At 68.8% G+C, this 24,204-nt stretch carries 12 protein-coding genes; 4 read left to right on the top strand and 8 right to left on the bottom strand.

The features are described from left to right. Positions 1 to 16: 16 nt before the first annotated feature. From ACWGR4_RS08475 to ACWGR4_RS08485, 3 genes are all read right to left on the bottom strand, one after another. Positions 17 to 1,702 carry a (2,3-dihydroxybenzoyl)adenylate synthase gene (locus ACWGR4_RS08475; RefSeq protein ID WP_452128874.1) on the bottom strand — a complete coding sequence of 562 codons (1,686 nt, stop codon included), beginning with the start codon at positions 1,700 to 1,702 and terminating at the stop codon, positions 17 to 19. Beyond that, positions 1,699 to 2,886, bottom strand: a complete 1,188-nt coding sequence (locus ACWGR4_RS08480; RefSeq protein ID WP_452128873.1) for an isochorismate synthase — start codon at positions 2,884 to 2,886, stop codon at positions 1,699 to 1,701. Before ACWGR4_RS08480 ends, ACWGR4_RS08475 begins: the two co-directional genes overlap by 4 nt. A gap of 243 nt (positions 2,887 to 3,129) precedes the next feature. Further along, entirely contained in the window at positions 3,130 to 3,909 is a 780-nt protein-coding gene (locus ACWGR4_RS08485) for a 2,3-dihydro-2,3-dihydroxybenzoate dehydrogenase (RefSeq protein WP_379998000.1), read from the bottom strand. 160 nt (positions 3,910 to 4,069) lie between these two features. Between ACWGR4_RS08485 and fhuB the strand changes: the two genes are divergently transcribed. Together fhuB and ACWGR4_RS08495 are read left to right on the top strand one after the other, a co-directional pair. Continuing rightward, entirely contained in the window at positions 4,070 to 6,385 is a 2,316-nt protein-coding gene (gene fhuB, locus ACWGR4_RS08490) for a Fe(3+)-hydroxamate ABC transporter permease FhuB (RefSeq protein WP_452128872.1), read from the top strand. Positions 6,386 to 6,519: 134 nt separating this feature from the next. Then, the gene (locus ACWGR4_RS08495; RefSeq protein WP_452128871.1) at positions 6,520 to 7,455 is read left to right on the top strand and encodes an RNA polymerase sigma factor SigF; all 936 of its coding nucleotides are present in this window, start codon (positions 6,520 to 6,522) and stop codon (positions 7,453 to 7,455) included. 97 nt (positions 7,456 to 7,552) lie between these two features. Here the strand turns inward: ACWGR4_RS08495 and ACWGR4_RS08500 are convergent, their stop codons facing one another. Next, positions 7,553 to 7,972, bottom strand: coding sequence for an SRPBCC family protein (locus tag ACWGR4_RS08500; protein WP_452128870.1), 420 nt, complete (start codon positions 7,970 to 7,972; stop codon positions 7,553 to 7,555). Positions 7,973 to 8,369: 397 nt separating this feature from the next. On the opposite strand from ACWGR4_RS08500, the gene secA2 reads away from it, so the two are divergent. Then, on the top strand, positions 8,370 to 10,790 hold the full coding sequence (secA2, locus tag ACWGR4_RS08505; protein WP_452128869.1) for an accessory Sec system translocase SecA2: 2,421 nt from the start codon (positions 8,370 to 8,372) through the stop codon (positions 10,788 to 10,790). 90 nt (positions 10,791 to 10,880) lie between these two features. Further along, positions 10,881 to 11,387, top strand: coding sequence for a hypothetical protein (locus ACWGR4_RS08510; protein ID WP_452128868.1), 507 nt, complete (start codon positions 10,881 to 10,883; stop codon positions 11,385 to 11,387). Positions 11,388 to 11,556: 169 nt separating this feature from the next. Here ACWGR4_RS08510 and ACWGR4_RS08515 read toward each other — a convergent pair whose 3' ends face one another. The 4 genes from ACWGR4_RS08515 to ACWGR4_RS08530 all read right to left on the bottom strand — a co-directional run bounded on the left by ACWGR4_RS08515 (position 11,557) and on the right by ACWGR4_RS08530 (position 24,131). Then, a complete protein-coding gene (locus ACWGR4_RS08515; protein ID WP_452128867.1) occupies positions 11,557 to 11,979 on the bottom strand; it encodes a hypothetical protein in 423 nt (140 codons plus the stop codon). Positions 11,980 to 11,991: 12 nt separating this feature from the next. Then, the gene (locus tag ACWGR4_RS08520) at positions 11,992 to 22,443 is read right to left on the bottom strand and encodes a LamG-like jellyroll fold domain-containing protein (protein ID WP_452134190.1); all 10,452 of its coding nucleotides are present in this window, start codon (positions 22,441 to 22,443) and stop codon (positions 11,992 to 11,994) included. A 375-nt stretch (positions 22,444 to 22,818) separates the two neighbouring features. Beyond that, positions 22,819 to 23,985 (bottom strand): M20 family metallopeptidase, encoded by a 1,167-nt coding sequence (locus ACWGR4_RS08525; protein ID WP_379998016.1) that lies wholly within the window; start codon positions 23,983 to 23,985, stop codon positions 22,819 to 22,821. After that, complete coding sequence (locus ACWGR4_RS08530) at positions 23,982 to 24,131, bottom strand: hypothetical protein (protein ID WP_452128865.1); 150 nt, start codon at positions 24,129 to 24,131, stop codon at positions 23,982 to 23,984. Before ACWGR4_RS08530 ends, ACWGR4_RS08525 begins: the two co-directional genes overlap by 4 nt. Positions 24,132 to 24,204 lie beyond the last annotated feature (73 nt).

The following is a 24,204-nucleotide window of genomic DNA, read 5'->3' on the forward strand; positions in this document are numbered from 1 at the left end:
GGGGGTGGAGGCGGGCTCAGCCGGCCCGGGCGGCCAGTCCGGCCGCGATCGCCGCGCGCAGGTCCTTCTTGCTGACCTTGCCGACGCCGGTATACGGGAACGTCTCGACGAACTCGACGTGGTCGGGCACCTTGTAGCCGGCCAGGCCGCGTTCGCGGACGAAGCGGCGGATGGCCACGGGCTTGAGCGGTTCGGCACCGGCGCGCAGGATCACGTACGCGCAGGTGCGTTCGCCCAGGTAGGCGTCCGGTACGGCGACCACGGCCGCGTCGTGTACGGACGGGTGGGCCAGGATGTGGTTCTCCACCTCCTCCGCCGCCACCTTCTCGCCGCCGCGGTTGATCTGGTCCTTGGCCCGGCCCTCCACCACGAGGTGGCCGGAGGCGAGTCTGCGGACCACGTCGCCCGTGCGGTAGAAGCCGTCCTCGGTGAAGGATCGCGCGTTGTGCTCGGGGGCGTTCCAGTAGCCGCGGATGGTGTAGGGGCCGCGCGTGAGCAGGTGTCCGGTCTCGCCGTCGGGGACGGGCACGTCGGCGTCGTCGACGATGCGGATCTCGTCGTCCGGGGAGATCGGCCGGCCCTGCGAGGTGACGATGATCTCGTCGGGGTCGTCCAGGCGGGTGTAGTTGACCAGGCCCTCGGCCATCCCGAACACCTGTTGCAGGGTGCAGCCGAGGGTCGGGGTGACCCGGCGGGCCGCCTCCTCGCTGAACTTGGCGCCGCCGACCAGGAGTACGCGCAGGCTGCTCAGGTCGAAGCCGCCGCGCTCGGCGGCCTCGGTCCAGGCCAGGGCGAGCGGCGGTACCACCCCGGTGATGGTCACCCGTTCGCGTTCGATCAGCGCGAAGGCGACGTCGGGGGTGGGCTTGGGGCACAACACCACGCGTGCGCCCGCGTACAGCGCGCCGAGCGTGCCGGGCGAGCTGAGCGGGAAGTTGTGGGCGGCGGGCAGCGCGCACAGGTACACGCTGTCCGCGTCGACCGCGCAGATCTCGTTGGAGCCGCGCAGCGAGTAGATGTAGTCGTCGTGGGTGCGCGGGATCAGCTTGGGCACGCCCGTACTGCCCCCGGACAGTTGCAGGAAGGCGAGATCGCCCGGGGCCGGGGGGTCGGTGATCTCGACCGGGTCGCGCTCGATGTCGACCAGTGCGGTGTGTTCGCCCGGATCGCCGACCACCAGGACGTGCCGGAGCGTGGGCGTGACCGCCTGTACCGCGCTTGCCAGGGTGCGGTGGTCGAAACCGTCGGACACGTCGGGGATCACGTAGGCGACCGCCTCGCTGAACGCGCAGAAGTGGCCGATCTCGGTCTGGCGGTGTGCGGGGAGCGCGAACACCGGCAGGGCGCCGATCCGGAACAGGGCGAAGATCACCGCGAAGAACTCGGCCACGTTTGGCAGTTGCACCACGACCCGGTCGCCCCTGGCGACGCCGAGCGCGAGCAGTCCGGCGGCGACGCGGTCGGCGCGCTCGTCCAGGTCGCGGTAGGTCCAGTGGCGTTCGCCGTCCACGACGGCGACCCGGTGCGGGTGCGCGGCGGCGCGGTCGCGCAGGACGCCGCCGAAAGTCTCGCCGCGCCACCAACCGGCCGCGCGGTAGCGCTCGGCGAACTCGGCGGGCCAGGTGGGCGCGAGCGACCCGGGGTTGGGGGTGCTCGGCGTGCTCGGCGTGGTCGCGGTGCTCGGCGGCTTCGGGGTGCTCATCGTTCACCCGCCACGGCGTGCAGGAAGGTGCGGAACTTGGCCTCGGTCTCGGCGGTTTCCGCGTCCGGGGAGGACTCCGCGACGATCCCGGCACCGGCGTACAGGCGCAGCACGTCGCTCGCCGCCTCGGCGCAGCGGATGGTGACCACCCATTCGCCGTCGCCGTCCGCGTCGCCCCAGCCGACCATGCCGGTGTACAGACCCCGGTCGAACGGTTCGAGGTCGGCTATGGTCTGCCGCGCGGTGGTGGTCGGGGTGCCGCAGACGGCGGGTGTCGGATGCAGTGCGCAGGCCAACTCCAGTGCGGAGGGCCGCCTTTCCGGGTCCACGGTGGCGGTGACGGTGGTGGACAGGTGCCACATCGCGGCGGTGCAGACCAGGGTCGGCCGTTCGGGGATCTCCAGGGTGGCGCAGTGTGGGGCGAGCGCGTCCCGCACGGCCGCCACCACGACGGCGTGTTCGTGCAGGTCCTTCTCGGATTCGAGCAAGGCCATCGCGCGGCGTACGTCCTCGGCCAGGTCGGTGCTGCGTTTGGCGGATCCGGCGAGCGGGTTGGCGACCACCCGGTCGCCGTGCCGGGAGACGAGCAGTTCGGGGCTGGCGCCGATCAGGGTGTGGTCGGGCCGGGTGCCCGGGACCGCGAAGGTGTACCCCTGCGGGTCGCGGCGGGCCAGGCGCTGCAACAGGACGGGTATGTCCGGCGGATCGGCCGCGTGCAGTTCCAGGGTGCGGGCGAGCACGACCTTGTCGAACGCCCCGGCGCGCATGCGCCGTACGGCCTCGGCGACGCCCGCGCGGTAGGTCTCCGGCGCGGGCACCGGACGGATGTCCCAGTCGGTCGGCGGTGGCGCGGGCGCGGCCAGTGCGATCAGCGGGTCGGCGGACAGCGGCGGCCCCCAGTCGATCGTGCCGGGCACCACGAGCGCGGCGGGTGCGCCCTGGTCGAAGGGCACCGCGCCGAGCACGATCGGGGGCCGGCCGCCGACCGGACTCGCGTCGGCCAGCGTCGCGGCCACGCGCGTCGGCAACGGGCGGGCGTCGTGCGGGACTTCGGCCTGCGTGCCGTGCGCGAGCAGGGTGCGGGTGGGGGACGCGAAGAAGCGTGTGTCGCCCGGACGATACGCCTCCAGCAGCGCGGTCGCCGCGCCCACTGTGGCCAGGCCGGTGGCTTCTGGGGTGGTCACCTGAGGCTCCTTTGATTCTCCGACGGGGTGGTACGGAGTCCGTGCGGCACCGACGACCGGCCGGTCGGCCGGTGGGCCGGGCGAGTGGGGCACGTCGAACCGGTGCGCGCGGTCCGCTTCCACGGTCTGCGGTACCGGTCGCCGCGCGCGGTGTTGCGATGCGAGTGTGCGTGCGGGTACAGGTGCATGGCCGTTCCGCCGGGCGGCTCGTGGCCGAAGTCCCATACGAGGAGCGCCCGTTCGTCACACGTGCAGCGTGGCGCCGCCGTCGACGTACATGTTGTGCATGGTGATCTGCCGAGCTCGGTCCGAGGCCAGGAACACGACCGCCTCGGCGATGTCGGCGGGGTCCGCGATCCGGCCGAGCGGAATCCCGGTGCGCCACGCCGCCGGGTCGCCATCGAGCACCCGCTTCGGCGCCTCGGGGTCGGTCCACAGGGCGCGTTGCATCGGGGTGTCGGTGGAACCCGGCGAGACCACGTTACAGCGCACACCGCTGCGTGCCAGCTCCAGTCCCAGACACATCGTGAACATCGTGGCGGCGGCCTTGGAGGCCGCGTAGGCCGCCATCCCGGTGCGTGGGATGCCGGCCGCGTTGGATCCGACCGTGACGATGCTGCCGCGCCCGCGCGCGGCCATCGATCCGGCCACCGCCCGGCCGGTGTGGAACACCCCGGTGGTGTTGACCGCGAATGTGTCGGCCCAGTCCCGGTCGGTGAGTTCGGTCACCGGCGAGACGTGCAGCACGCCGGCCACGTTGACCAGGATGTCGATCGGCCCGAGGTGATTCTCGATCGCGGCGATGGTGGCGTCGACCGCCGAGGCGTCGGTGACATCGAGCGGGTATGCGATCACCGCGTCGGTGCCGTCGTCGGCCATCAGGTCTTTGACGCCGGTCGGATTGCGGTCGGTGGCGGCGACGGTCGCGCCGTGGTCGACGAGGGCCCGGACGACGGCGGCACCGATGCCCTGCGCGGCGCCGGTGACCACCGCGACGCGACCGGCGAGGTCTGATGGGTGCACGAAACTCCCCTTGGCAAGCACAACCCCGTTGATCGGGATTTAGGTTAGCCTAACCTAATATCGATCTCATGGTCGATCCCGGTGGGGCCCTCTGCGCGGGCTCGAAGTCGGCGTGATGCGGCCTTCCAAGGGTGCTCGGTGGTTAGGTTAGCCTCACTTTATGACTGTGCATCAGCCGATTCTGCAAAACCTGGGTGGCCCGCCGAGCATGTCCACCGACGCCACGCCCGGTGCGCACTCGGACGATCGCCGCGACGACCCCTCCGGGCGCGCGGCCGGTCGGCGTACGGTCCTGATCGCCGCGATCGCACTGACCGCGACGGTGGTGGTGCTGACCGGGATCTCGCTTTCGGTGGGCGCCGGCGAGGTCGGTGTCGGCGGCGCCTTCGACTACATATTCAACCGGCACGGCGCCCGCTCCGACAGTCATCTGACCCTGGTCATTCGCGACTTGCGGCTGCCGCGCACGCTCACCGCGTTGCTCACCGGCGCCGCGTTGGGCACGGCGGGCTGCCTGTTGCAGACCGTCACCCGCAATCCGCTGGCCGAGACCGGGCTGCTCGGGGTCAACGCGGGCGCCTCGCTCGGCGTCGTGCTCGGCATCACCCTGGTCGGCGTGCAGACCGGATACGGCTATCTGGTCTGGGCGTTCGCCGGCGCCGCCGTGGCCGGGCTGCTCGTCCTGGCCATCTCCGCCCGGCGCGGCGGCGGTTCGCCGATGCGGCTGGTGCTCGCGGGCGCCGCGCTGAGCGCCACCTTCGGCGGCATCACCAACATCCTGATCGTCAACTCCACCGAGGCGTACGACAACTTCCGCTTCTGGATCCTCGGTTCGCTGGCCGGCATCCAGGGCTTCGACTCGCTCGGCAGCCTCGCGCCGGTGCTCGCGGGCGGGTTCGTGCTCGCCGTGCTGGTCTCGCGGTCGTTGTCGGCGCTGGTCCTGGGCGACGACCTGGCTCGCGGGCTCGGCCATCGCCCGGCGCTGACCCGGGCCCTGGTCGCGGTGTCGGTGACCCTGCTCACCGCGTCCTCGGTGGCCCTGATCGGCCCGATCTCCTTCCTCGGCCTGCTCGCCGGATTCCTCGCCCGGACCCTGGCCGGCCCGCGCATCCTCGCCCAACTGTGCTTCTCCGCGCTGATCGGCGCGGCCGTACTGACCGCCGCCGACGTCGCGGCCCGGGTGGTTGCCCGGCCGTTCGAGGCGCCGGTCTCGGTGATCGTGGCGCTGATCGGCGCGCCGCTGTTGATCGGCGTGGTGCGGTCGCGGCGGCTGGGCGCGCTGGGGCTGACGGACGCGCCGGAGTCGGTGTCGGCGTCGAGTGGGGGTTTCGGCGGTGCGGCGCGGGTGCGGCGTCTGATCGGGCGCGGGGGCGGGGGCGCGGGGGCGGCGCGTGCGGACGAGGCCGCGCGTTCCGCGGCGCTCGGGCGGAGCATTCGGCGGTTGCCCGAGCATCTGGTGTTGCGCCGGGGCCGGTTCTCCCTGGTGTTGCCCGGTCGGGCGGTGCTGGTTACGACGCTGCTCGCGGTCGCGCTGGCCGCGGCGATCGTGGTGTCGGTCTACTCCGGACAGCGCGAACTGGGCCTGGTCCGTACCTTCGACGCGATCCTCGGCCGGGGCGACCACTTCGACGTGCTGCTGGTCCGCGAGTTCCGACTGGGTCGGATCGTGGCCGGCGCGGCGGCGGGCGCGGCGCTGGGCGTCGCGGGCTGCCTGACCCAGACACTGGCCCGAAACCGGCTCGCCACCCCGGAGTTGCTCGGCGTCAACGACGGCGCCACCGCCGCCGTCCTGGTCTCGGTCAGCTTCAGCGCGAGCGGCTCGTTCGGTGCGTGGTGGGCCGGACCGATCGGTGCGCTCGTCGCCGCCGTGGTGGTCACCGCGGTCGCCGGCGGCCTGGGCCGACGCGGCTATCGGGTCCTGGTGGTCGGCCTGGCGCTGTCCGCGCTGGCGTCCGCGATCACGCAGGTGGTGCTCGCCCGGCGATCGCTCAACTCGGCGAGCGCGCTGTACGTGTGGAGTTCGGGCAGCCTGAACGGGCGCGGATACAGCGTGGCATGGCCGGTACTGATCGGGCTCGCGGTGCTGGTCCCGCTCGCCCTCGCGCTCGGGCGCAAGCTGGACGTGTTGCGCTTCGACGACTCCACCGCCTCCTCGCTCGGCCTGGATCCGGGCCGGATCCGGCTGATCTGCCTGGTCGCGGCGGTCTGCCTGGCAGGTCTGGCGGTCGGGATCTGCGGGCCGGTGGGCTTCGTCGCGCTGGCCGCGCCGGTGATCGCCGGACGGCTGACCGGACCGCTGCGGGTGCCGATCCTCGGCTCGATGCTGGTCGGCGCGATCCTGATCGTGCTGGCCGACATGCTGGGCCGAATCGTCCTGGACGGCGCGGAGATTCCGGTCGGCGTGGTGACCACGGTGCTGGGCGGTCCGTTCCTGCTGTGGGTGCTGCTGGGTCGGTCCGGCTCGGCACGCGCGTAGGGTGGGGTCGAGGCCGGATCGTAATAATCCGCGGCGAAGGGGTGTACGCCGAAAGAGGCGGGGCAGTATGCCCGGACGTCGGAACAATGCACCCGCGCCCACGCACCGTGTACGACAAGAGGGGAAGGCAGACGATGAACCCGAGCACGACGACCGCGACCACAGCCGCCGCGGAGATTGCTCACACGGCTCGTTCCGTCGCATTCCCGGCACTCGCGTCCTCGGCTCCGGAATCCTCGGTCGGCACGTCCGGCGAGTTCGCCGACCGGGTTTTCGACACCTTGGCTTCGCCGGATCGCGCGGAACCGACCGCGAGCGACGCGCGAGCGATGTCCAAGGTCCTCTTCGACCGACTGAAGGTGTTGGAGGAGGGCACACACGAGTACCAGTACGTGCGCAACACCCTGATCGAACTCAACCTCCCCCTGGTCCGGTTCGTGGCCGGCCGCTATCGCTCGCGGCACGAGTCGGTCGAGGAGATGGTCCAGGTCGGCACCATCGGGCTGATCAAGGCGATCGACCGCTTCGACGCCTCGTTCGGGACCGAGTTCCCCACCTTCGCGATACCCACCATCTCGGGTGAGATCAAGCGCTTCTTCCGGGACACCAGCTGGGCCGTACACGTGCCGCGGCGCCTTCAGGAGCTGCGGCTCGAACTGGCCCGCGCGCGGGACGCGTTCACCGGTCGATTCGATCGTGAACCCACTCCCGCCGAGCTGGCCGAATACCTGGACCTCAGCATCGAGGAGGTCACCGAGGGGCTGACCGCGGCGGCCGGCTACTCCGCTTCCTCGCTGGACGCGCCCACCTCGGAGGACGGTCCGGGCGACGGCTACTCCGGCCGCTCGTCCTACGTCGACCCCGGCTACGAGATCGCGGAGAACCTGCACGTACTGAAGCCGCTGCTGGCCGCGTTGCCGGAGCGGGACCGGGAGATCGTGTCGATGCGGTTCGGCCAGGAACTGACCCAGGCCCAGATCGGCGCCAGGCTCGGAATCTCCCAGATGCACGTGTCGCGCCTACTCAGCCGCATCCTGACCCGGCTGCGCGCGGAACTGCTCGCGGACTGAGCACACTTCGTACGCTTCGCGCACGGAGCGCATCGACTCGGGGCGGGGCCACGCGAACTCGCGGGCCCCGCCCCATTCGTTCGCCCGGTGCGCTGTTTCAGGCCGCCGCGCGGCCGAGCAGGGCGTCCATCGCCTCCGGGAAGTCGGCCGTGATCGCCGGTCCCAGCTCCGGGCCCACGCGGTCGGCGTCCGGGCCGGTGATCTCCAGGCGGTGCACCACCCGAGTGCCGACGCCGTTCGCGAGCCGCTCCAGGGCGTGGCTGAAGCGCAGCCGCACGCCGCCGAACTCGGTTTCGTCCGCGTACAGTTCGTTCTCTTCGAGGGCGACGATCACGGACCGGATCGGCTCCTGCCCGGTCGGTGTCATCGAGACGTACGACCCCACCTCGAACGGTCCCTCCAGCACGACCGCCTCCATCGAGGTGTCCCAGCGCGCCCAGTTGTCCACGTCCGCAAGCACCTTCCAGATCGCCTCGGCGCCGACCTCGGTCTCGACCGTGTGCTCGTGAATCCACATGATGTGCCCGCTCCGCTTGCTCGGCGACATTTAACCTGTGCAGAGATTATCTGTGCGACGACTGAATCACAAGGAATCCGGGTCGCCGCACCGGTCGCCGGCCGGATCCCGCCGGGCGGGGTCACCGATCGCGGGGTATGCGATCACGGACAGGGAATCCGGGTCACGAACAGGGAACAGCCGTGGACCTCGCTTCGTTGTCCGAACGGCCGCACCGACCGGATCCTCGGCGACGTGGGGCCGAGGTTGTGATGTGTGTGTCGGGTCGCGGGGGCGCGGTGCGGAACGGGCGGGCGCGGGTGGGTACACCGCGCGTCGCACGGCATCCGACCGACGTCGCCGTCGCCTCGGCTGCCGACGACAGGGGCGCCATCCGCCCCGCGGAAGTGGAGGCCCAGTGGGTTCGTCCGGCGCTCTCACCCGGTCCGTCCGTCGTTTCCTGGGCAAGCCCGGAACCGTGACCCCGACCGGCCTGCGCCCCCTGGTCCGGCGCGCCGCCGACCGCGAGGCGGCGCTGCGCGATCTGTCCGACGCCGAGCTGCGCGCGGCGGCGCACACGCTACGGGTACGGGTCGGCGGCGCGGACCCCGAAGCGGGGGCCGGCGCGCGTTCCGGCGGCCGGTTCGGTCGGGCCGGCCGGGCGTCCGGGATTCCGGGCACGCCCTGGGACGACGACGCCATGGTCGAGTTGTGCGCACTGGGGCGCGAGGCGGGCCGGCGGGCCCTGGGCGAGCGGGCCTACGACGTGCAACTCCTGGGCGTACTGAGCCTGTTGCGCGGCACGGTGGTGGAGATGGCCACCGGCGAGGGCAAGACCCTGGTCGGCGCGCTGGCCGCCGCCGGGTTCGCGCTCCAGGGCCGCCGGGTGCACGTGTTGTCGGTCAACGACTACCTGGCCCGCCGCGACGCCGAGTGGATGGGGCCCGTCTACGACCTGCTCGGCGTGCGTGTGGCGCACGTGACCCAGGAATCCACCCCGGCACAGCGGCGGGCCGCCTACGGCCGCGACGTGGTGCACGTGCCCGTCACCGAGGTCGGCTTCGACACGCTGCGCGACCGGTTGCGTACGGATGTCGCCGAACTGGTGTTGCCCGCGCCGGATGTGGCGATCGTCGACGAGGCCGACGCGGTGCTGATCGACGAGGCCCGGATCCCGCTCGTCCTGGCCGGCGGAACGGCCGCGGGGTCCGACGAGGCGGAGGCGGCCCGGGTGGTGGCGGACCTGGTCGAGGGCCGGCACTACGAGGCCGCGTCGGACGCGATGACCGTACAGCTCACCGACACGGGCGTGGCCGAGGTGGAGCGGGCGTTGGGCGTGGACAACCTGTACGCGCGCGGCATGGACGCGCGCCTGTCCCAGGTCAACGTCGCCCTGTACGCGCGGGCGCTGCTGCGCCGGGACGTGGACTACCTGGTGCGCGAGGGCGGCATCAAGCTGGTGGACGCCAACCGCGGCCGGGTCGCCCAGCGGCAGCGCTGGCCCGACGGGCTGCACGCGGCGGTGGAGGCCAAGGAGGGGCTGACCGCCGGGCCGCGCGGGGAGGTCCTGGACCAGCTGATCGTGCAGGATCTGATCGGGAGTTATCCGACGGTGGCCGGGATGACCGGCACGGCCGTGATCGTCGCGGAGCAGCTGCGCGAGTTCTACCGGTTGGAGACGGGCGACCTGCCGCCGAACCTGCCCTGCGTGCGGGTGGACGAGCCGGATCGGCTCTACCACGACGAGGAGTCCCGGGACGCGGCGCTGATCGCGCTGGTCGAGCGCACCCACGCCACGGGCCGACCGATCCTGATCGGCACCCGCGACGTCGCCGCGTCGGAGCGAATCGGCGCCGCGCTGCGCGAGGCGGGCCTGCGGTGCGCAGTGCTCAACGCCCGGGACGACAGCCGTGAGGCGGCGATCATCGCGGAGGCCGGGGCGATCGGCGCGATCACGGTGTCCACCCAGATGGCCGGGCGCGGTACGGACATCCGCCTCGGCGGCGCGGACGAGGCCGACCACGAACGGGTCGTCGAACTGGGCGGGTTGCTCGTGGTCGGGGTCGGCCGACACCACACCCGACGGCTGGACGACCAGTTGCGCGGCCGCGCCGGCCGTCAGGGCGACCCGGGCACCTCGGTCTTCCTGACCAGCCTCGACGACGAGTCCATCACCCGGCACACCACCGAACCCCCGCCCCGCGCGGCCCGGGTCGAGTCCGACGGCCGCATCCTCGACGCGGCCGTGCGCCGCTACGTCGAACAGGCCCAAAGAGTCGCCGAAGGCGCCCTGTTCGATACCCACCGCACCACGTGGATGTACAACCAACAACTCCACCTGCAACGCCAGGAGGTGTTGGCCCTGCGCCACGACGTCCTGCACGACGACGCGGCGACCGTCATCCTGGCCGACCTCAACCCGGACCGCTGGGCCGAACTCCACGAAGAGGTAGGCGATTCCGTCCTGGCCGAAGCCGCCCGCCAACTCCTCCTCCACGCCCTCGACCGCGCCTGGACCGACCACCTGGCCCGCACCGCCGACCTCCGCGAGGGCATCCACCTACGCGCCCTGGCCCGCCAAAACCCGATAGACGCCTTCCACGCCGAAACCCAACGAGCCTTCGCCCCGCTGCTCCAACGCGCCCAACGCACCGCAGCCGAATCCCTCGACACCGCCAAAATCACCAAGTCCGGCCTGGACGAGGAAGCCTCCAACCTCACCCGCCCCAGCACCACCTGGACCTACATGGTGGACGACCAACCCTTCCAAAGCCTCCGCGACCCCTTCCTCACCACAATCACCCGAAAGTTCCTCCCCACCCCACCCGAAACCGCCTGACCAACAAACAACCCAAGTGATAGAAACCCCTTCAGGTTCTCCCACCCCGAGGCGAGCCAAAAGCCTCACACGAACAGGTGGGCCCAACCGATGCGCACCAAACTGCTAGCCGCAGCCATAGCCATGGCAGTGGCCATCACCGGAGTCATCACGTTCTTCGCCCTGCGCGACGACAACGGCAACGACAAACCAAAGCTCCCGGCAGCCCGCAACGTCTCCCTCAACCCAGTGGTCTGCGCCGCAGTAGGCACCGACGACCCCACGGGCCCAGCCACCGCCGACGCAGCCTGGCAAGCCCTCCAAGACGCAGCCACCACAAACAAAATCAACGCCCAACGCCTACAAATCCCAGCCACATCCCCCACCGACGCAGAGACCTACCTGACCGCCCTCGTGTCACGCAAATGCCGCATAATCATCGCCACCGGCCAACACGTAACCACAGCCGCCCGATCCATGGCCGGCCGAACCACAGACATCCAATGGGCAATAGCCGACTCCGGCCAACCCACCCCCCAAATAACCGCCCTATCCCCCGACCCCAAAATCACCCACTCACAAGTCCGCAACCTCATCCGCACCACGGTGGGCATCTGATTGCCTCATGGATGGCGGACACCGAATACATCACGTGCGCCGCTGCGGACCATCCCAGATCACGTCGTGGCTGTGCATACCGAGTGCTCCGCAGGCCGGCGAAGGACACCTCCGTCGCAGGATGCTCCATCACCACACCGCGTCGCCACATGCATGGCACACCGATGGTTCACAGCACGCTTCCCGGAAGCTGCCGGAAGGCCGAGATTGCACTGTTCAACTCAAGGGCAAGCGCCTGCCTGCCTTCCTGAATGAGTCGACGAACCTCGGCGGCCGGACCATCGTTCTCCGCAGCCGCCTTGAACCCCTCCCACGCCTCATATGTGCGCCGGGTATGCCTGGTGATCACAGCCCCGAGTCGCGACTGTTCGTGGAAGTTCAGCCCTCTGTCCGGTGGACGAAGATAGAGCATCGAATACTCGGCGATGAATCGACCTGCGAGCGCTACGGTCTCGTGACCCAAGAATTCACATGAGAGCATTGCGATAACGAGGTTGGATTGTGGCGAGCCGCCAGGCCCGCGGAGGGAAGCAGGGATATCCCAATGCTCTCGCGGCTCGTCCAGCCACTCCCAACCTTCGGGTCGAGACATACATCACATCCTTTATCCATAGCGCGCAAAGAGCCATGCTTGCGCCTCGTCATTGTGCTCCGGAATGTTTTCCACGCCTCCGGCTTTCAAAACTTGCGCACAATAGGACACGCAACCCTGATCCGGCAAACTGTAGGGCGGATATCTTCCCATTTCCGTTTTATACAATCCATCCTCCGCTTTCATGATTGCTCGCAGCCCGTGCGGCAAAGGCACTCGAAGGTTGATCGTCAGCCTCGGCAGCTCATCCAGGGTGAACCTGGTTATACCGTTGACAGGATTGGTAAGACTGCCGAACTGATGGGTCCGCAAAATATCGTCACCGTAATGAATGGTAATGAGAGCATGTTGCCTATCCGGATAATTTGCCATGTGAACAATAGCTTCATCGTCGCAGTTTTCGTTATGGACGAGAACCGGCGTCGCACCTGCAAGCACATAGTAGGTGTGCAGGTCGTCGACGGTTAGATTATGGACGGTTGCGAGCTGGGCCCAGGATCGAATTGCGGTCAGTTGGACCCAGGTGCCGGCAGCGGTTCGCAACCAGTGACCCGGCTTGAGGTCGGCGGCGTTTTTCCACTTACCGAGTTCGGGGACCCAGAAGGGGTGGTTGTCGGTGGCGGTGATGGTTTCGGTTTGGGTGCCGGCCGGGCCGTCGACGTCGACGGTGAGTTCGACCAGGTTCTTGTCGCCCGTGCCGGTGATCTCGGCGGTGACTGTTCGAGGTCCGCTCTGACCGGTCTCGGGGTCGGTGGCCAAGACCTCGTCGCCGATACGAACGTCCTCGATGCTCTTGTGGGTTCCGTCGGCCATCAGCACCTGCGTACCGGGGACGAAGCTGTTCGGTCTCGCACAGGTTCCTCGCCCGGGAGTCTCCCGACCGGCTGAGCTACCGCTCTCGCTTGAACCTCCGCGCGGCGATGACGGATTCGTCGCCTCGGCGGGGGTGAAGGTTGCGGTGCTTGTGCCGTCGTTGAGCTTGGGGGCGTTTTCGACTACTCGGACGGCGTTTTGGGCCTGGGCTTCCTGGATGGAGGCCGGCTTCGCCAGGTACTCCGGGCGGATGGGCTCGGGGCGGGGGGCGTAGGTGGTGGCCGCCTCGTAGGCGCGGCCCTTGCCGGCCGAGGCGTCGTCGGCGGCGCCCTGTGGGGAGCGGGCTCGGACCTCCTCGGCGAGGCGGGCCGCTTCCGCCTTGCGGGCCGCTTCGGCCTCCGCGGCCTCTCGGGCCTTGGCGTCGGCGTCCTCGCGGGCCTTGCGCGCGGCGGGTTCCTCCTCATCGCCGCGCCGACCGCCGGGGCCGTCCTCCTCGCCCCTTCGGCCGCCCGGGCCCTCGACCTCCTCCCGGCCGCCGCGCCACTTGTTCCACTTGTTGCTCACGTAGCGACCGGCGGCGTTGAAGAAGCCGCCGATGGCCATCTGCATGGCCAGGTCGCCCCAGTTGAAGTCGGCGCGCCCCGTGACCACGTCGAAGCCGTAGCCGATGCCACTCGCGAACGCGCCGAACCCGAACTGGGCGGCATAACCGCCGACCTTGGCGAAGTGCCCACCGATCGCCCCCTCGATGGCGCCTCGCCCGGACTGGTACGCGAGTTCCTTGAAGCTGAAGTTGTCGCCGTTGATGGCGGTGGTGATGCCGTAGGCGAGGGCACCCCCGAGCGCGCCGCCGATCGCACCGCCGAGCGCCGGGTTGCCGATGGCCATGCCCGCCGCACCACCGACCAGACCGCCGACGATCGGCGCCGCGACAGCGGCCACCTTGCCGACCTTCTTCAGCGCCCCCTTGATCGACCAATGCCCGGTCGGGTCCGTGTACATGAGCGGATTGCCGCTCGCGTACGCATACCGGTTCGCGTTGGTCGACGCCGACGGATCGAGCGTGACGCCGTCGCGCGAGGCGAACGCGCCCGTGGACGGGTCGTACCAGCGAGCGGCCATGTTGACCTTGCCGCTGCCGGCGTCGGTCCAACCACTCTGGTACCCCACGCTCGTACGCGGCCCGGACGAAGAGAGCACCTGGCCGTACGGGCTGTACGTGACCGACCGGCTCAGCGTCGTCCCACTCGCCTGGAACGTGGCCACCATGTCGCTGTGTTCGTCGACCACGGCCAGGTCCGCCTGGCCGGTCGAGCCGTTGCGAATGCCGATCAGGTCGCCGTTCGCCCCGCGGCTGTAGGTGTCCGCGCCGTCCGTCGCCAGGTCGTTGCCCGTGCCGCTGTAGGCGAAGGTGCGTCCGCCCGTGGTCAGTACCCGGTCGAGGCTGTCGTACGTGTAGGTCGACGATCCGTCGGCCGTGAGCCGGTCGAAGGCGTCGTAGGTGAGGCTGGTGAACGCCGAACCGCCGACCGTGGTCTTCTTCGCGAGCGTGCCGCGCGCGGTGTAGTCGTAGGTGTACGCGCCATCGCTCAGCAGCCGGTTGCGCTGGTCGTAGGTTGCCGTGCGTGGCCCGTCCCGCGTCCGGTTCCCGGCGTTGTCGTACTCGTAAGGCACCGTCGTCGAGCCGTTGTTCCAACTCGTCAGCCGACCCGCGTCGTCATAGCCGTAGGTGTTCACCACCGGACCGGTGCCGTTGTCCGTCGTCTTGCCGGTCATCCGGTCGGCCGCGTCGAAACTCGTGGTGATCGAGTTCAGTTGCGCGCCCGTGGACGTCTTGAGCACATCCGACGTCATCCGGTGCAGCTTGTCGTAACCGAAGGTCCTGACCGACCCTCCCGTACCGCCGTACGCCACCTGCGTCAACTGACCGATGCCGTCGTAGGAGTAGGCCAGATTCGTCCCGGTCACGGCGTCGGTCGCGGTCTTGGTGCGACCGGCTTCGTCATAGGTGTAGCTCGACGTCCCGGACGCGTCGGTCCGACCGGTCATCCGGCCGAGATGGTCGTAGGCAAAGCTCGACGTCCCCGACGGGCCGCTCGTCGACACGATGTGGCTGCGCCAGTCGTAACCGAACGTGTCGTCGCCACTCGGCGTGGACGCCTTCACCAGGCGGCCCTGGCGGTCGTAGTCGAAGGTCTTGCTCGACGACGCCGCGTCGGGCCCCGTGGACGTGGCCGTCTGCGACGTGAGCCCGCCCAGGACGTTGTACGTGCGATCGACGTTCACGCCCCCCGGACGTGTCTCCTTGACCGGACGACCACCGAGGTCGTACGCGGTCGACCAAGTCCGGTCCGCCGCGGCCGGATGCGCCGTGGTGGCCGGTTCCACCATCGACGCCTGGAGCCCGAGCGAGTTGTACGTCGTCGTCGTGACGTTGCCGTTGCCGTCGGTGTACCGCGTGCGGTTGCCCGCCGCGTCGTAACCGAAGGCGGTGACGATGCCCGCCGAGGTGGGGCCCGGTTCGGTCTGTCGGGTGCGTCGGCCCAGGGCGTCGTACTCGTACCTGGTCGACTTGAGCTTCGGGTCGATCGTCTGAATGAGGTTGCCCGACACGTCGTACCAGGTCGAACTGATCCGCAGGAGTGTGTCGTCGGCGTCGTAGTCGCTCGTGATCACCGGCTGACCCAACGCGTCGTACGTCTGCGTGTGGTAAGTCCCGTCGGCCAGAGTCGACTTCGTGATTTTGCCGTTGAGGTCACGCTCGACGACACGGCTTCTTTGGGTCGCATCGATGAACAGGGTCGGTTCGTGCAGGGCGTTGTAGAACGTCCATTCCGTCTCACCGTTCGGCCCGACCGTGCTGAGCCGCTCACCGGTGTCCGAATACGTGTACTTCGTGGTGTACGTCTTGCCGGTCGGCACCAGCTCCAACGTGCCGGCGGTGACCTGGCGCCCGAGGTCGTCATACGTCGCCGTGCTGAACCCACCGTCCGGCGCCACGGATTGAATGCGCTCACCGGCGGCGTTGTAGTAGAAGGACCAGATCCCGGCGTCCTTGCCCGGCAACGCCGGATCCTTCCGCTGCACCGCGTTGCCGAGCGCGTCGTACTTGGTCTGGGTGATCGCCCCCGTCGCGTCGATGTCCGCGACGGGACGACCGTTCTTGTCCGGCAGGCTGTACACCGTCGGCTTCAACGGTGTCGTCGCCCCGGGCGGCGTATAGGCGGGCGCGGCGGTCGCCGTGTTGATGCCGTGGGCGGACCACGTGCGCGTGGTGATGTTCCCGTTGGCGTCGCTGCTCTCCGCCACCTCGCCGAACGTGTTGTAGCCGGTCATGGTGATCGCTCGCGACGACACCGGCGCGCCGCCCGCGGACTCGATGGAGATCGTGGGGCTGATCGTCTTGGTCTGTCGTCCGACCTCGTCGTATCCGAAGGTGGTGGTGAAAGCCGCCTTGTCGGCGCCGTTCACATTCCCTCTCGGCTCGGTCTGCGTCAGCGCCAGGCCCCGCTGATCGCGCGTCCACGACGTGACGGCCGTAGTGGACGAGTCGCCGACCGTCTTGCTGATCTGCATGCCGGCCGGGTTGTACGCGTACTTCGTCGTCTGCGCGACGGTGCCCTGCGCATGCGTGGTGGCGAGGATCTCGCCGTCGCGGGCGTAGGAGTACGAGTCGGTGCGGGCCAGCCCACCGGGGTCGCGCACGGTCTTGGTGACCAGGTTGGCCGCGTTGAACGTACTCTCCGTGACGTCCGTGCCACCCACGGTCTGCCGAATCATGTTGCCCGCGTTGTCGTACTCGTTGCGCTGGAGAACGATGTCGCGGGTGGTGCCGTCCGCGTTGCGGAAGCCGTCCTGGCGGACCATCCCGACCAGGTTGTCGTCGTAGTAGAAGACGTGACGGGTGCGACCCATCGCGTCGGTCGTGGTGGCCAGTCGGCCGGCCGGGTCGTATGCCTTCGACTCCAGGACCAGCGTCTTCGCGGTCTCGTCCCCGAGTCGGCCCTTCCAGTTCTTCAGCGCGCTCTGGGTCGGGTGCCCGGTGGGTGAGTAGGTGTAGGCGAATTCGGCGCCCTCGGGATCCACCACCTTGGTGCGATTGCCGAAGGTGTCGTATCCATACGTGGTGACGTTGCCCGCGCCGTCGGTGCTCGTCGCCAGGCGGTTGGACGCGTCGTACGTGGCCGAGGTCGTTCGGGAGGGATCGGTGCCGGTGTAGTCGGTGACGATTTGCTGGGTGGGGTTGCCGTCCTGGTCGTACTGCGTGGAGATCAACGGCAGATGCACACGACCGGTGACGGCGTCGGTGATCGTCGGATCCACTCGCAGGACGACACGCGACAACGCGTCGTAGTTGAATGTGGTGATCGCGCCCGCCGGTTGGGAATCCGAGACCTCGGTCTGCGTCAGGACTCGTCCCAGCGCGTCGTGGGTGTATCGCATCTCCAGTCCCGAAGGAGCCACCGTCGAGACGAGGTCGCCCGCGCGGTTGTACGCGTACGCGGTCTTCTTGCCACCCGGCGTGGTCTCCGCCTTCACCAATCCCTTGGGTTGGGTGCCTCCGCCCGCCGCCGGCTCCGTCCCGGCCGTGTACTCGCGCAGGGTGAACTGCGAACTGCCGCCGCCGTCCAGGGGATCCGGTTCCCAGGAGATCGCGAGTCGACCGGACGCGTCGTAGATGTATCCCCTCGCGTACCGGTTGTCGTCGTACCCCGCCGCCCGGGCGTCCCACGAACCGATCACCTGGTCGTTACGCGGATCGGTCGGATTCGCCTCGTCCAGGTAGTACTTGTACAACTCGCGTTGACATTCCCATGCCTTCCGGCAGGTCTCCTTGGAACGCACGTTCCCGCGCTCGTCGTTCTCGTATCTGACGGTGTGCGCGTTCGGATCCGTCGTCGCTTTGAGGTAGCCGCGATCGTCGTAGTCGTAGAGCCACTTGCCCTGGGCCGCGTCCACGTAGGACAGCAGCCTTCCCCGGCTCCCCGGCTCGTACATGTAGCTGAGCACGTTGTTGCCCGGGTCGATCGCGTGGATCATCTCGCCCCAGAGCCCGAGGCTCTGGCGGTATTGGGCGGTTACCCGGAACAGGCCCAGGTCGGCGTGCCGGTAGATCGCGACCTCGTCGATCACCCCGTTGAAGTGTCCGAGCTTGTCGGCCGGTTGGGCCGGCCAGCCACCCGAGATCGCACCGGCTCCGACGTAGACGAAGCGCTGGTCGTCGAAGTTGAACGGCTTCCCCACCCGCGAGTCCGCCCAGGCGCCGTCCACGATGAGGAGTTGGAAACCGGCGTTCGCGATGAGCGTGACCATGTGCCACGAACCGTCGTCCACCCGGCTCTGACTCGTCATCGGATTCAGCGAGTTGTCCCAGAACTGTCCGTGCACCCGACCGTCGGTCCCGACATAGAGCACGGGCGTGTAGTCCCCGGTGGTCACGGCGGGGTCGGTGATCGCGCGCTTTTGACTGGACAGGAGCACCCCGGCCCGGTCCGTCTTGAACCACATCTGCGCCGTCAGATTGGGGGCGCCGGAGAGTTCGCCGTCCGGGAGCTTGACCTGCGATGTGCTTCCGTTGAAGCCCGCCGCCGTGTCGTCCGCTCGCAGATAGGGCAGGGTCTCCAGCCCGAGCGCAACGTCGGTATAGGTGGCGTTGCTGTCGTGTCCGTCGGTGAACACGGTGCTCTTGGCCGTGGTCCCGGACCGCTCGCCCAGTCGGTAGTAGTCGTACGGCCGGGCCTTGAGCACCGAGTTCGGGTAATAGGTCGTGGTGGTGGACGTGTCCGGGAAGGTGATCCAGTACTTGCCACCGTTGATGTCGGTGACCGTCCCGACTCGATCCTGACCGGTCGCGTACGTGAGGCCGGCGGCGGTCCTTCCTTCGGGCGTGGTGATCGAGGTGATACCGAACCCGCCGGAACGCATGTCGCTGTGTTGGCCGATCAGCATTGCGTTCAAGGGGTGGTCGTAGAGCGCGAATTCGTCGATGTCACCGTTGAACCAACCGCGGAGATCCTGCCCTGCGGCAGGCCACCAGCTGTGGATGTACCCGGCGCCGACGGACGCGTTCGTCTGGTACCGCGACGCCGTTGCCGCGCCCGCGCGTTCATCGACGCGCCGACCGTCCAGCCAGAGCTGCTGATTGACCCCGTCGGCGGTGAGTACGACATGGTGCCAAGCGCCGTCGGTAACCGAGGAGGTCGATGTCATGGGGTTGTAGGCGGCGACGCCGGGGAGTGAGCCGCGCAACTTGCCGTCCGTACCGACGTACAACGCCGGCCAGAGGTCCAAGGCCCCTGCGCTGTCCCGAACGCTCTTGTTCTGCATGCCGTACAGCACGCCACCGTTGTTCGAGGTCGACCGGAACCACATCTCGATCGCGGATTCCGCCGTCTCGCGCTGGAGGTTGTGCCAGGGCTCCATCACCGACGAGCTTCCGTTGAACCTGGCCGCGGTGTTGCTCGAACCGGTCAACACGCCCGGCACGCCCAGCACCACATTGCCGCTGTACTGGCCATCCGGCATGGCGACCGGATAGCCGGGTTCCCTGACCGCCGTAGCCGAACCGGCCGATTCGCCGAGCCGCATGTAGCTCTCCGGCATCGCGTCGGCGATCAGTGAGCGGTATTGCGAGATCGGCGTCGTGCCGTACACCGTGCACTTGGTACCGGCGTCAGGCGAGCACACTTTGGTCAGCGCGGCGCCGGTGTACTCGTAGGTCCACTCCGGTGCACGTGCCCCCGCCGACGGCGCGTCCGCCGTCACCTTGGTGACATGACCACCCACCAGGGGCGAGGCGTTCCAGGTGAAGCGAAGCGATCTGCCACTGGTGTCGTCGACGACACGGTCGACGCCCAGCACGTCGTTGTACGTGACGGTCTGCGTACGCCCGTCGTGCGTCGCCAACTGGGTCAAGCGACCCCACTGGTCGAAGATGTAGCGGAACCCGGATTTATCGGTGAGCAGCCAACCCGAGGAACCTCCCTGCAGCGTCGACTGCCGGCTCGGCGGGGGTTCGTACGTCCCGTTGCTGTTGCGCCCGAATCGGACCTGTCGGCCGTCCGGATAGGTGACCATGGCACCGATGTCGTCGGACCAGATGCGAGCGTCGTACACCGTGGACCATCCCGGCCCGAAGAGCGGTGCGCCGCGTCCGATCCCATTTCCTCGCGGATCGAGGGAGTTGTACGTGCGCCGGACCTCCAGCGCCGGCCCGGCCGCCTTGATCGACGCGTCGACGCTCTCGGTCGTGTAGTTGCCCAGATACGGGTCGACGCCCTTGATCGCCTGCTCACCCGGCTTCCCGGCCAGGTTGGAGCTCACGCCGGGTTGCGGCACCTCGGTGCGGAACGACGACCACCAAGTCTCGGTCTGATCGATATCCACCGTGTCGGAGACCCGGACGTTCCAGGAAAACGACTTGTCCCAGGCCAGCACACCCGCGGGCACCCGCCAACGCTCACCGACCCAACCCGACTCGAAGCACGAGCCGCTTTCGGGGCAGATGGTGAACTTGTACTCGAGGGGACCTCCGGGTGAGTTGTCGGGATCGCTGCCGGATGCCGTCAACTGCGGGGTCAAGGAGCCCTGGACATAGTTGTTCGGCGGCCAAGGGGTGCCTAGCACCGGAGGCACGTTGCCGACGGTCATCGTCCCACAGCGGGGTGTCACGCCCTGGTCACCGAACACCCCACCGGGACGGGTGAGTTCGATGCACAGGTAGTAGGAGCCCGGCGGCATCGGATCGATGTTGACGTCGGTCTCGAAATTATGGCCGTTCGGAGTGTCGAAGGGGATCGGCTGTCCGCCCGTCCGCATCGTCCCGTTGGAGTCGACGGTGCTCCAGATGATCCCGTTGCCGCCCACGGTCCACGTGTTCATGCCGATGTTCTTCGCGCCGAAAGAGATCTTGCCCGGCGTGTTGTTGGTGGGCGCTGGGTTCAACTGCCCCCAGTCGTAAACGGCGTTCCACGGGCTCCACTCGACCTGGAGGTAGGGCGCGTTCTGCGATGCGCCGTTGGAACTGGCGAAGATCTTGTAGGCGTCGCGGTTGCCGGCGTCGACGACCAGCGACAAACCGTAGTTGTCGCGGCCCTGGGCCCACGAGGTGAGAAGGTCGACGCCACCCGAACTCAACGGAATCGCCCGCCAACCCGGCGCCTGACCACAGTTGGTCCCGGACGGCGTCTCACCACCGGAGAAGGAGGCCGAGCCGATCACGCCGCCCGTGGCCGGCCCGGGAAAGGCGCGCAACTTGCTCGCGTCCCACCACTGCGTGATCGGCACGACGTTGACCACATTGGGCGCACACGACGCCGAGTAGGTCACGTACGACTGAAGCGCCGCACCGGTCACGTAGGCGTTGGGGAGCTGCGTCCTAAAGTTGTTGAACGCCATGTAGGCCTGGTTGACGCACCCGGTGTTGCTGGTGCCGGTCACCATGTACGGATCGTGGTGGTGCGTATCGGTCGAACACGAGTTGACGAACGTGGAGAAGCTGGACTTGTTGTTCAGTGACGGGTCGACCATGACCGGATACACACGCTTCGGATCACGCAGCCAGTCCTGATCGAGCGTCACCCGGAGCGCGATGCCACCCTCGTGCTGCACCAAGTCGTACGCCACGTTGTACGAACGGACCCCGGCGCCCGCGTCGCCCTTGCCGGACGAATCCTGCATCCAGCCCCGGGGGATCACCGCCCGCACGACGCCGTGATCGTCCTTGAACTCGATCTCGCCCTCTGTGGTCCGAACCGCCTGGAGACCCGCAACGGTGATCGGGAAGGTCCACGTCGACGGTGCCTGCGGCGAGTCCAGGACCAGCGTTTCCTTGATCCCGGCGTTGGTGGTTTCGAACTTGACGTCCGCGTGCGGGCGCGCGTCGGGATAGATCACCGCGTTGCCGTCGATCCGCGGCGCGACGGGGGCGGCATCCGCCAGCGCGAGCGACACCGAGTGCCCGTCGTCGATCTTCAGGCTCTGGATCGCGCGGTCGTCCGCGCTCGGCGCCAGATCGGACTTGGCCTCGGTCTGCCGCGGCTTGAGCCGCCCGTCGGGCTGCCGGGCCGGCGTGGTGTCGATGTCCGCCCACGAACCGTCGGGTTGCCGCACGTGCACGGGGGCCGCGTAGGACCGAGTGGTGAACGTGCCGTCCGCGTTGCGGAAGACCTTGGTCGTCTCGTCGCGGCGCTGTGGTTCCTCGACGCTGGTCGCCGGATCGAAGCCCTTGGGCGGTGTACCGGCGGCCGAACGTTGGGCACCCTTGGGGTTCTTGGGGTCGACCGGGAACTTCACGTCCTTGGCGTCGACGGGCCCCGGGGTCTGCGGCTTCAGGTTGTTGCTGAGCGTGGGCTTCGCGGGAGCCGCCGACTTGCGCTTGTCCTGTGGCGTCTCCGATGCCGCCTTCGCGGATCGTTCGCTCCCCGGCATGCGCGTCGCGTCGCTGTCGACCGTGTGGCTTCGGCCGGCGGCGGTTCCGCCGGGTTGGCCGGGGAGGTCCGGCATCGACGTGCTCGGCTTCGAGGGCGTCGCGAGGGCGTTCGGCACCGTGGTCCCGAGCAGGGTCATCGCGGCGACGACCGCGACCGCTCCGAAGCGTCGGCGCATACGCGGAATGCGCGTACGGAAAATGGACCCACCACGTGCGGACATGGCTCTCCCCGGTCACGACCCCCCACCCGGGGCAATGTGCAGCGACGCCAGACGGCGCGGTTGGATTCTTTTTCCTTTATCGACTCCACCACAAGATCAAGGCTTGACCGAGGCAAGGGAAACCCATAAAGACTTGGTAAAGTCAGGTCACTTATACGGCAGATCCGGACAGTAGGACTGCCATTCCAAGGTCGAGACTTTGTCTATAAGTCTTCAGTAGTGCAGGTTCGATCGAGAAAGCAAGCTGGGACATACATGCTCCCGACACGTGTCAACGGACTAATCCGAGATAGGGCCGCACTCGGGAAATCGGGCGGAATTCGAATCGCTATGTGAATCCCGCAGGGATTGGGGCCGGGAGGCGGTGGGGTGTTGTCAGTGGGGGGTGTTGTGGCGGAGGGTTGCGTAGTCGGCGGCGGTCCAGGCCATGGCGATCGCGGCGTCCAGGAGGGCCTGGTCGGCCTGTGGGGAGATGGCGGCTTCGGCGAAGGCCGCCTCGTGGGGGGCGCTCGTGCCGCCCGTGATGTCGAGGACCGGGTGGATCGTGGGGATGACGTGGGAGACGTTGCCCATGTCGGTGCAGGCGAAGGGTGGGCGCGTGGTGGGTTCCGGGCGGCCCAGCTCCCGGGCGTTGGCGCGCCACAGGGCGATCAGGGTCGGGTCGGTGCGGAAGTCGAGGTAGTCCGGCTCGGGGCGGGTCAGCCGGACCTCGCAGCCGATGGCCAGTGCGCCCGCGCGGAAGCATGCCTCGACCCGGGTGCGCAGTTCGGCCAGGTCGGCGGCGTCGGTGGTGCGCAGTTCGTATTCCGCCGTGGCCCGCTCCGGGACCACGTTGGGCGCGGTGCCCGCCGCCGTGGTGATGCCGTGCACCCTCCAGTCGGCGGGCAACTGCCGCCCCAGCAGCCCGAGGGCGACCTGAGCCACCGTCAGCGCATCGGCGGCGCTGCGGCCCTCGTGCGGATTCAGGCTCGGGTGCGCCGCGGTGCCCAGGAACTCCACGGACAGCGTGCCGAGCGCGAAGGAGCGGAATTCGGCCACTTCGAACGGACACGGGTGCACCATCATCGCCGCGTCCACCCCGTCGAACGCGCCCGCCTCCAGCAACAGCGCCTTGCCGGCGCCGCGTTCCTCGGCCGGTGTGCCGATCACCCGTACGGTCAGGCCCAGTTGCCCGGCGACCGGGGCAAGCGCCAGGGCCGCGCCGACCCCCGCCGCCGCGATCAGGTTGTGTCCGCACGCGTGGCCCAGGCCCGGCAGCGCGTCGTATTCGCACGCGATGGCCACCGTCACCGGGCCCGTGCCGACGGTCGCGACGAAGGCCGTCTCCAGGCCGTGCGCGGGCGCGGTGACGGTGTAGCCGTGCGCCCGCAGCAGTTCCACGCACCAAGCGGAAGCCCGGTGTTCGGCGAACGCCGGCTCCGGGTAGGCATGGATGCGTCGACTCAGCGCGAGCAACTCGTCGCGGTTGGTCAGGACTCGATCGCGAATCGCGGCCCGGTCGGCGTCCGAGGCCGGTAGGTTCGCCACGTCGGCCACGCTCATGTTCCGCTCCAGTTCATGTTCTTCAGCGAGAGCTGCATCGAAAGCTGCTTCGAGAGCCGCTTCGAGAGCAGTGTCCGGAACCGCACCGAGAGCCCCACCGCGAGCCGCACCGACAGCTCCTTCGCGAGCCGCGCCGCGCACGTCACCGAGAGCTCCGTCCCTTCGGGAGCTCCGCTTGATCGAGAGCTCCGCCTGATCGAGTTCCATCGCTCCCGGGGG

Source organism: Embleya sp. NPDC055664, from assembly GCF_053618075.1.

Coding starts and splice junctions, on each gene's coding strand:
- ACWGR4_RS08510 (WP_452128868.1), top strand. CDS start 10,881: ATGCGCACCAAACTGCTAGCCGCAGCCATAGCCATGGCAGTGGCCATC.
- fhuB (WP_452128872.1), top strand. CDS start 4,070: ATGACTGTGCATCAGCCGATTCTGCAAAACCTGGGTGGCCCGCCGAGC.
- ACWGR4_RS08525 (WP_379998016.1), bottom strand. CDS start 23,985: ATGAGCGTGGCCGACGTGGCGAACCTACCGGCCTCGGACGCCGACCGG.
- ACWGR4_RS08520 (WP_452134190.1), bottom strand. CDS start 22,443: ATGTCCGCACGTGGTGGGTCCATTTTCCGTACGCGCATTCCGCGTATG.
- ACWGR4_RS08515 (WP_452128867.1), bottom strand. CDS start 11,979: ATGTCTCGACCCGAAGGTTGGGAGTGGCTGGACGAGCCGCGAGAGCAT.
- ACWGR4_RS08495 (WP_452128871.1), top strand. CDS start 6,520: ATGAACCCGAGCACGACGACCGCGACCACAGCCGCCGCGGAGATTGCT.
- ACWGR4_RS08475 (WP_452128874.1), bottom strand. CDS start 1,702: ATGAGCACCCCGAAGCCGCCGAGCACCGCGACCACGCCGAGCACGCCG.
- ACWGR4_RS08500 (WP_452128870.1), bottom strand. CDS start 7,972: ATGTGGATTCACGAGCACACGGTCGAGACCGAGGTCGGCGCCGAGGCG.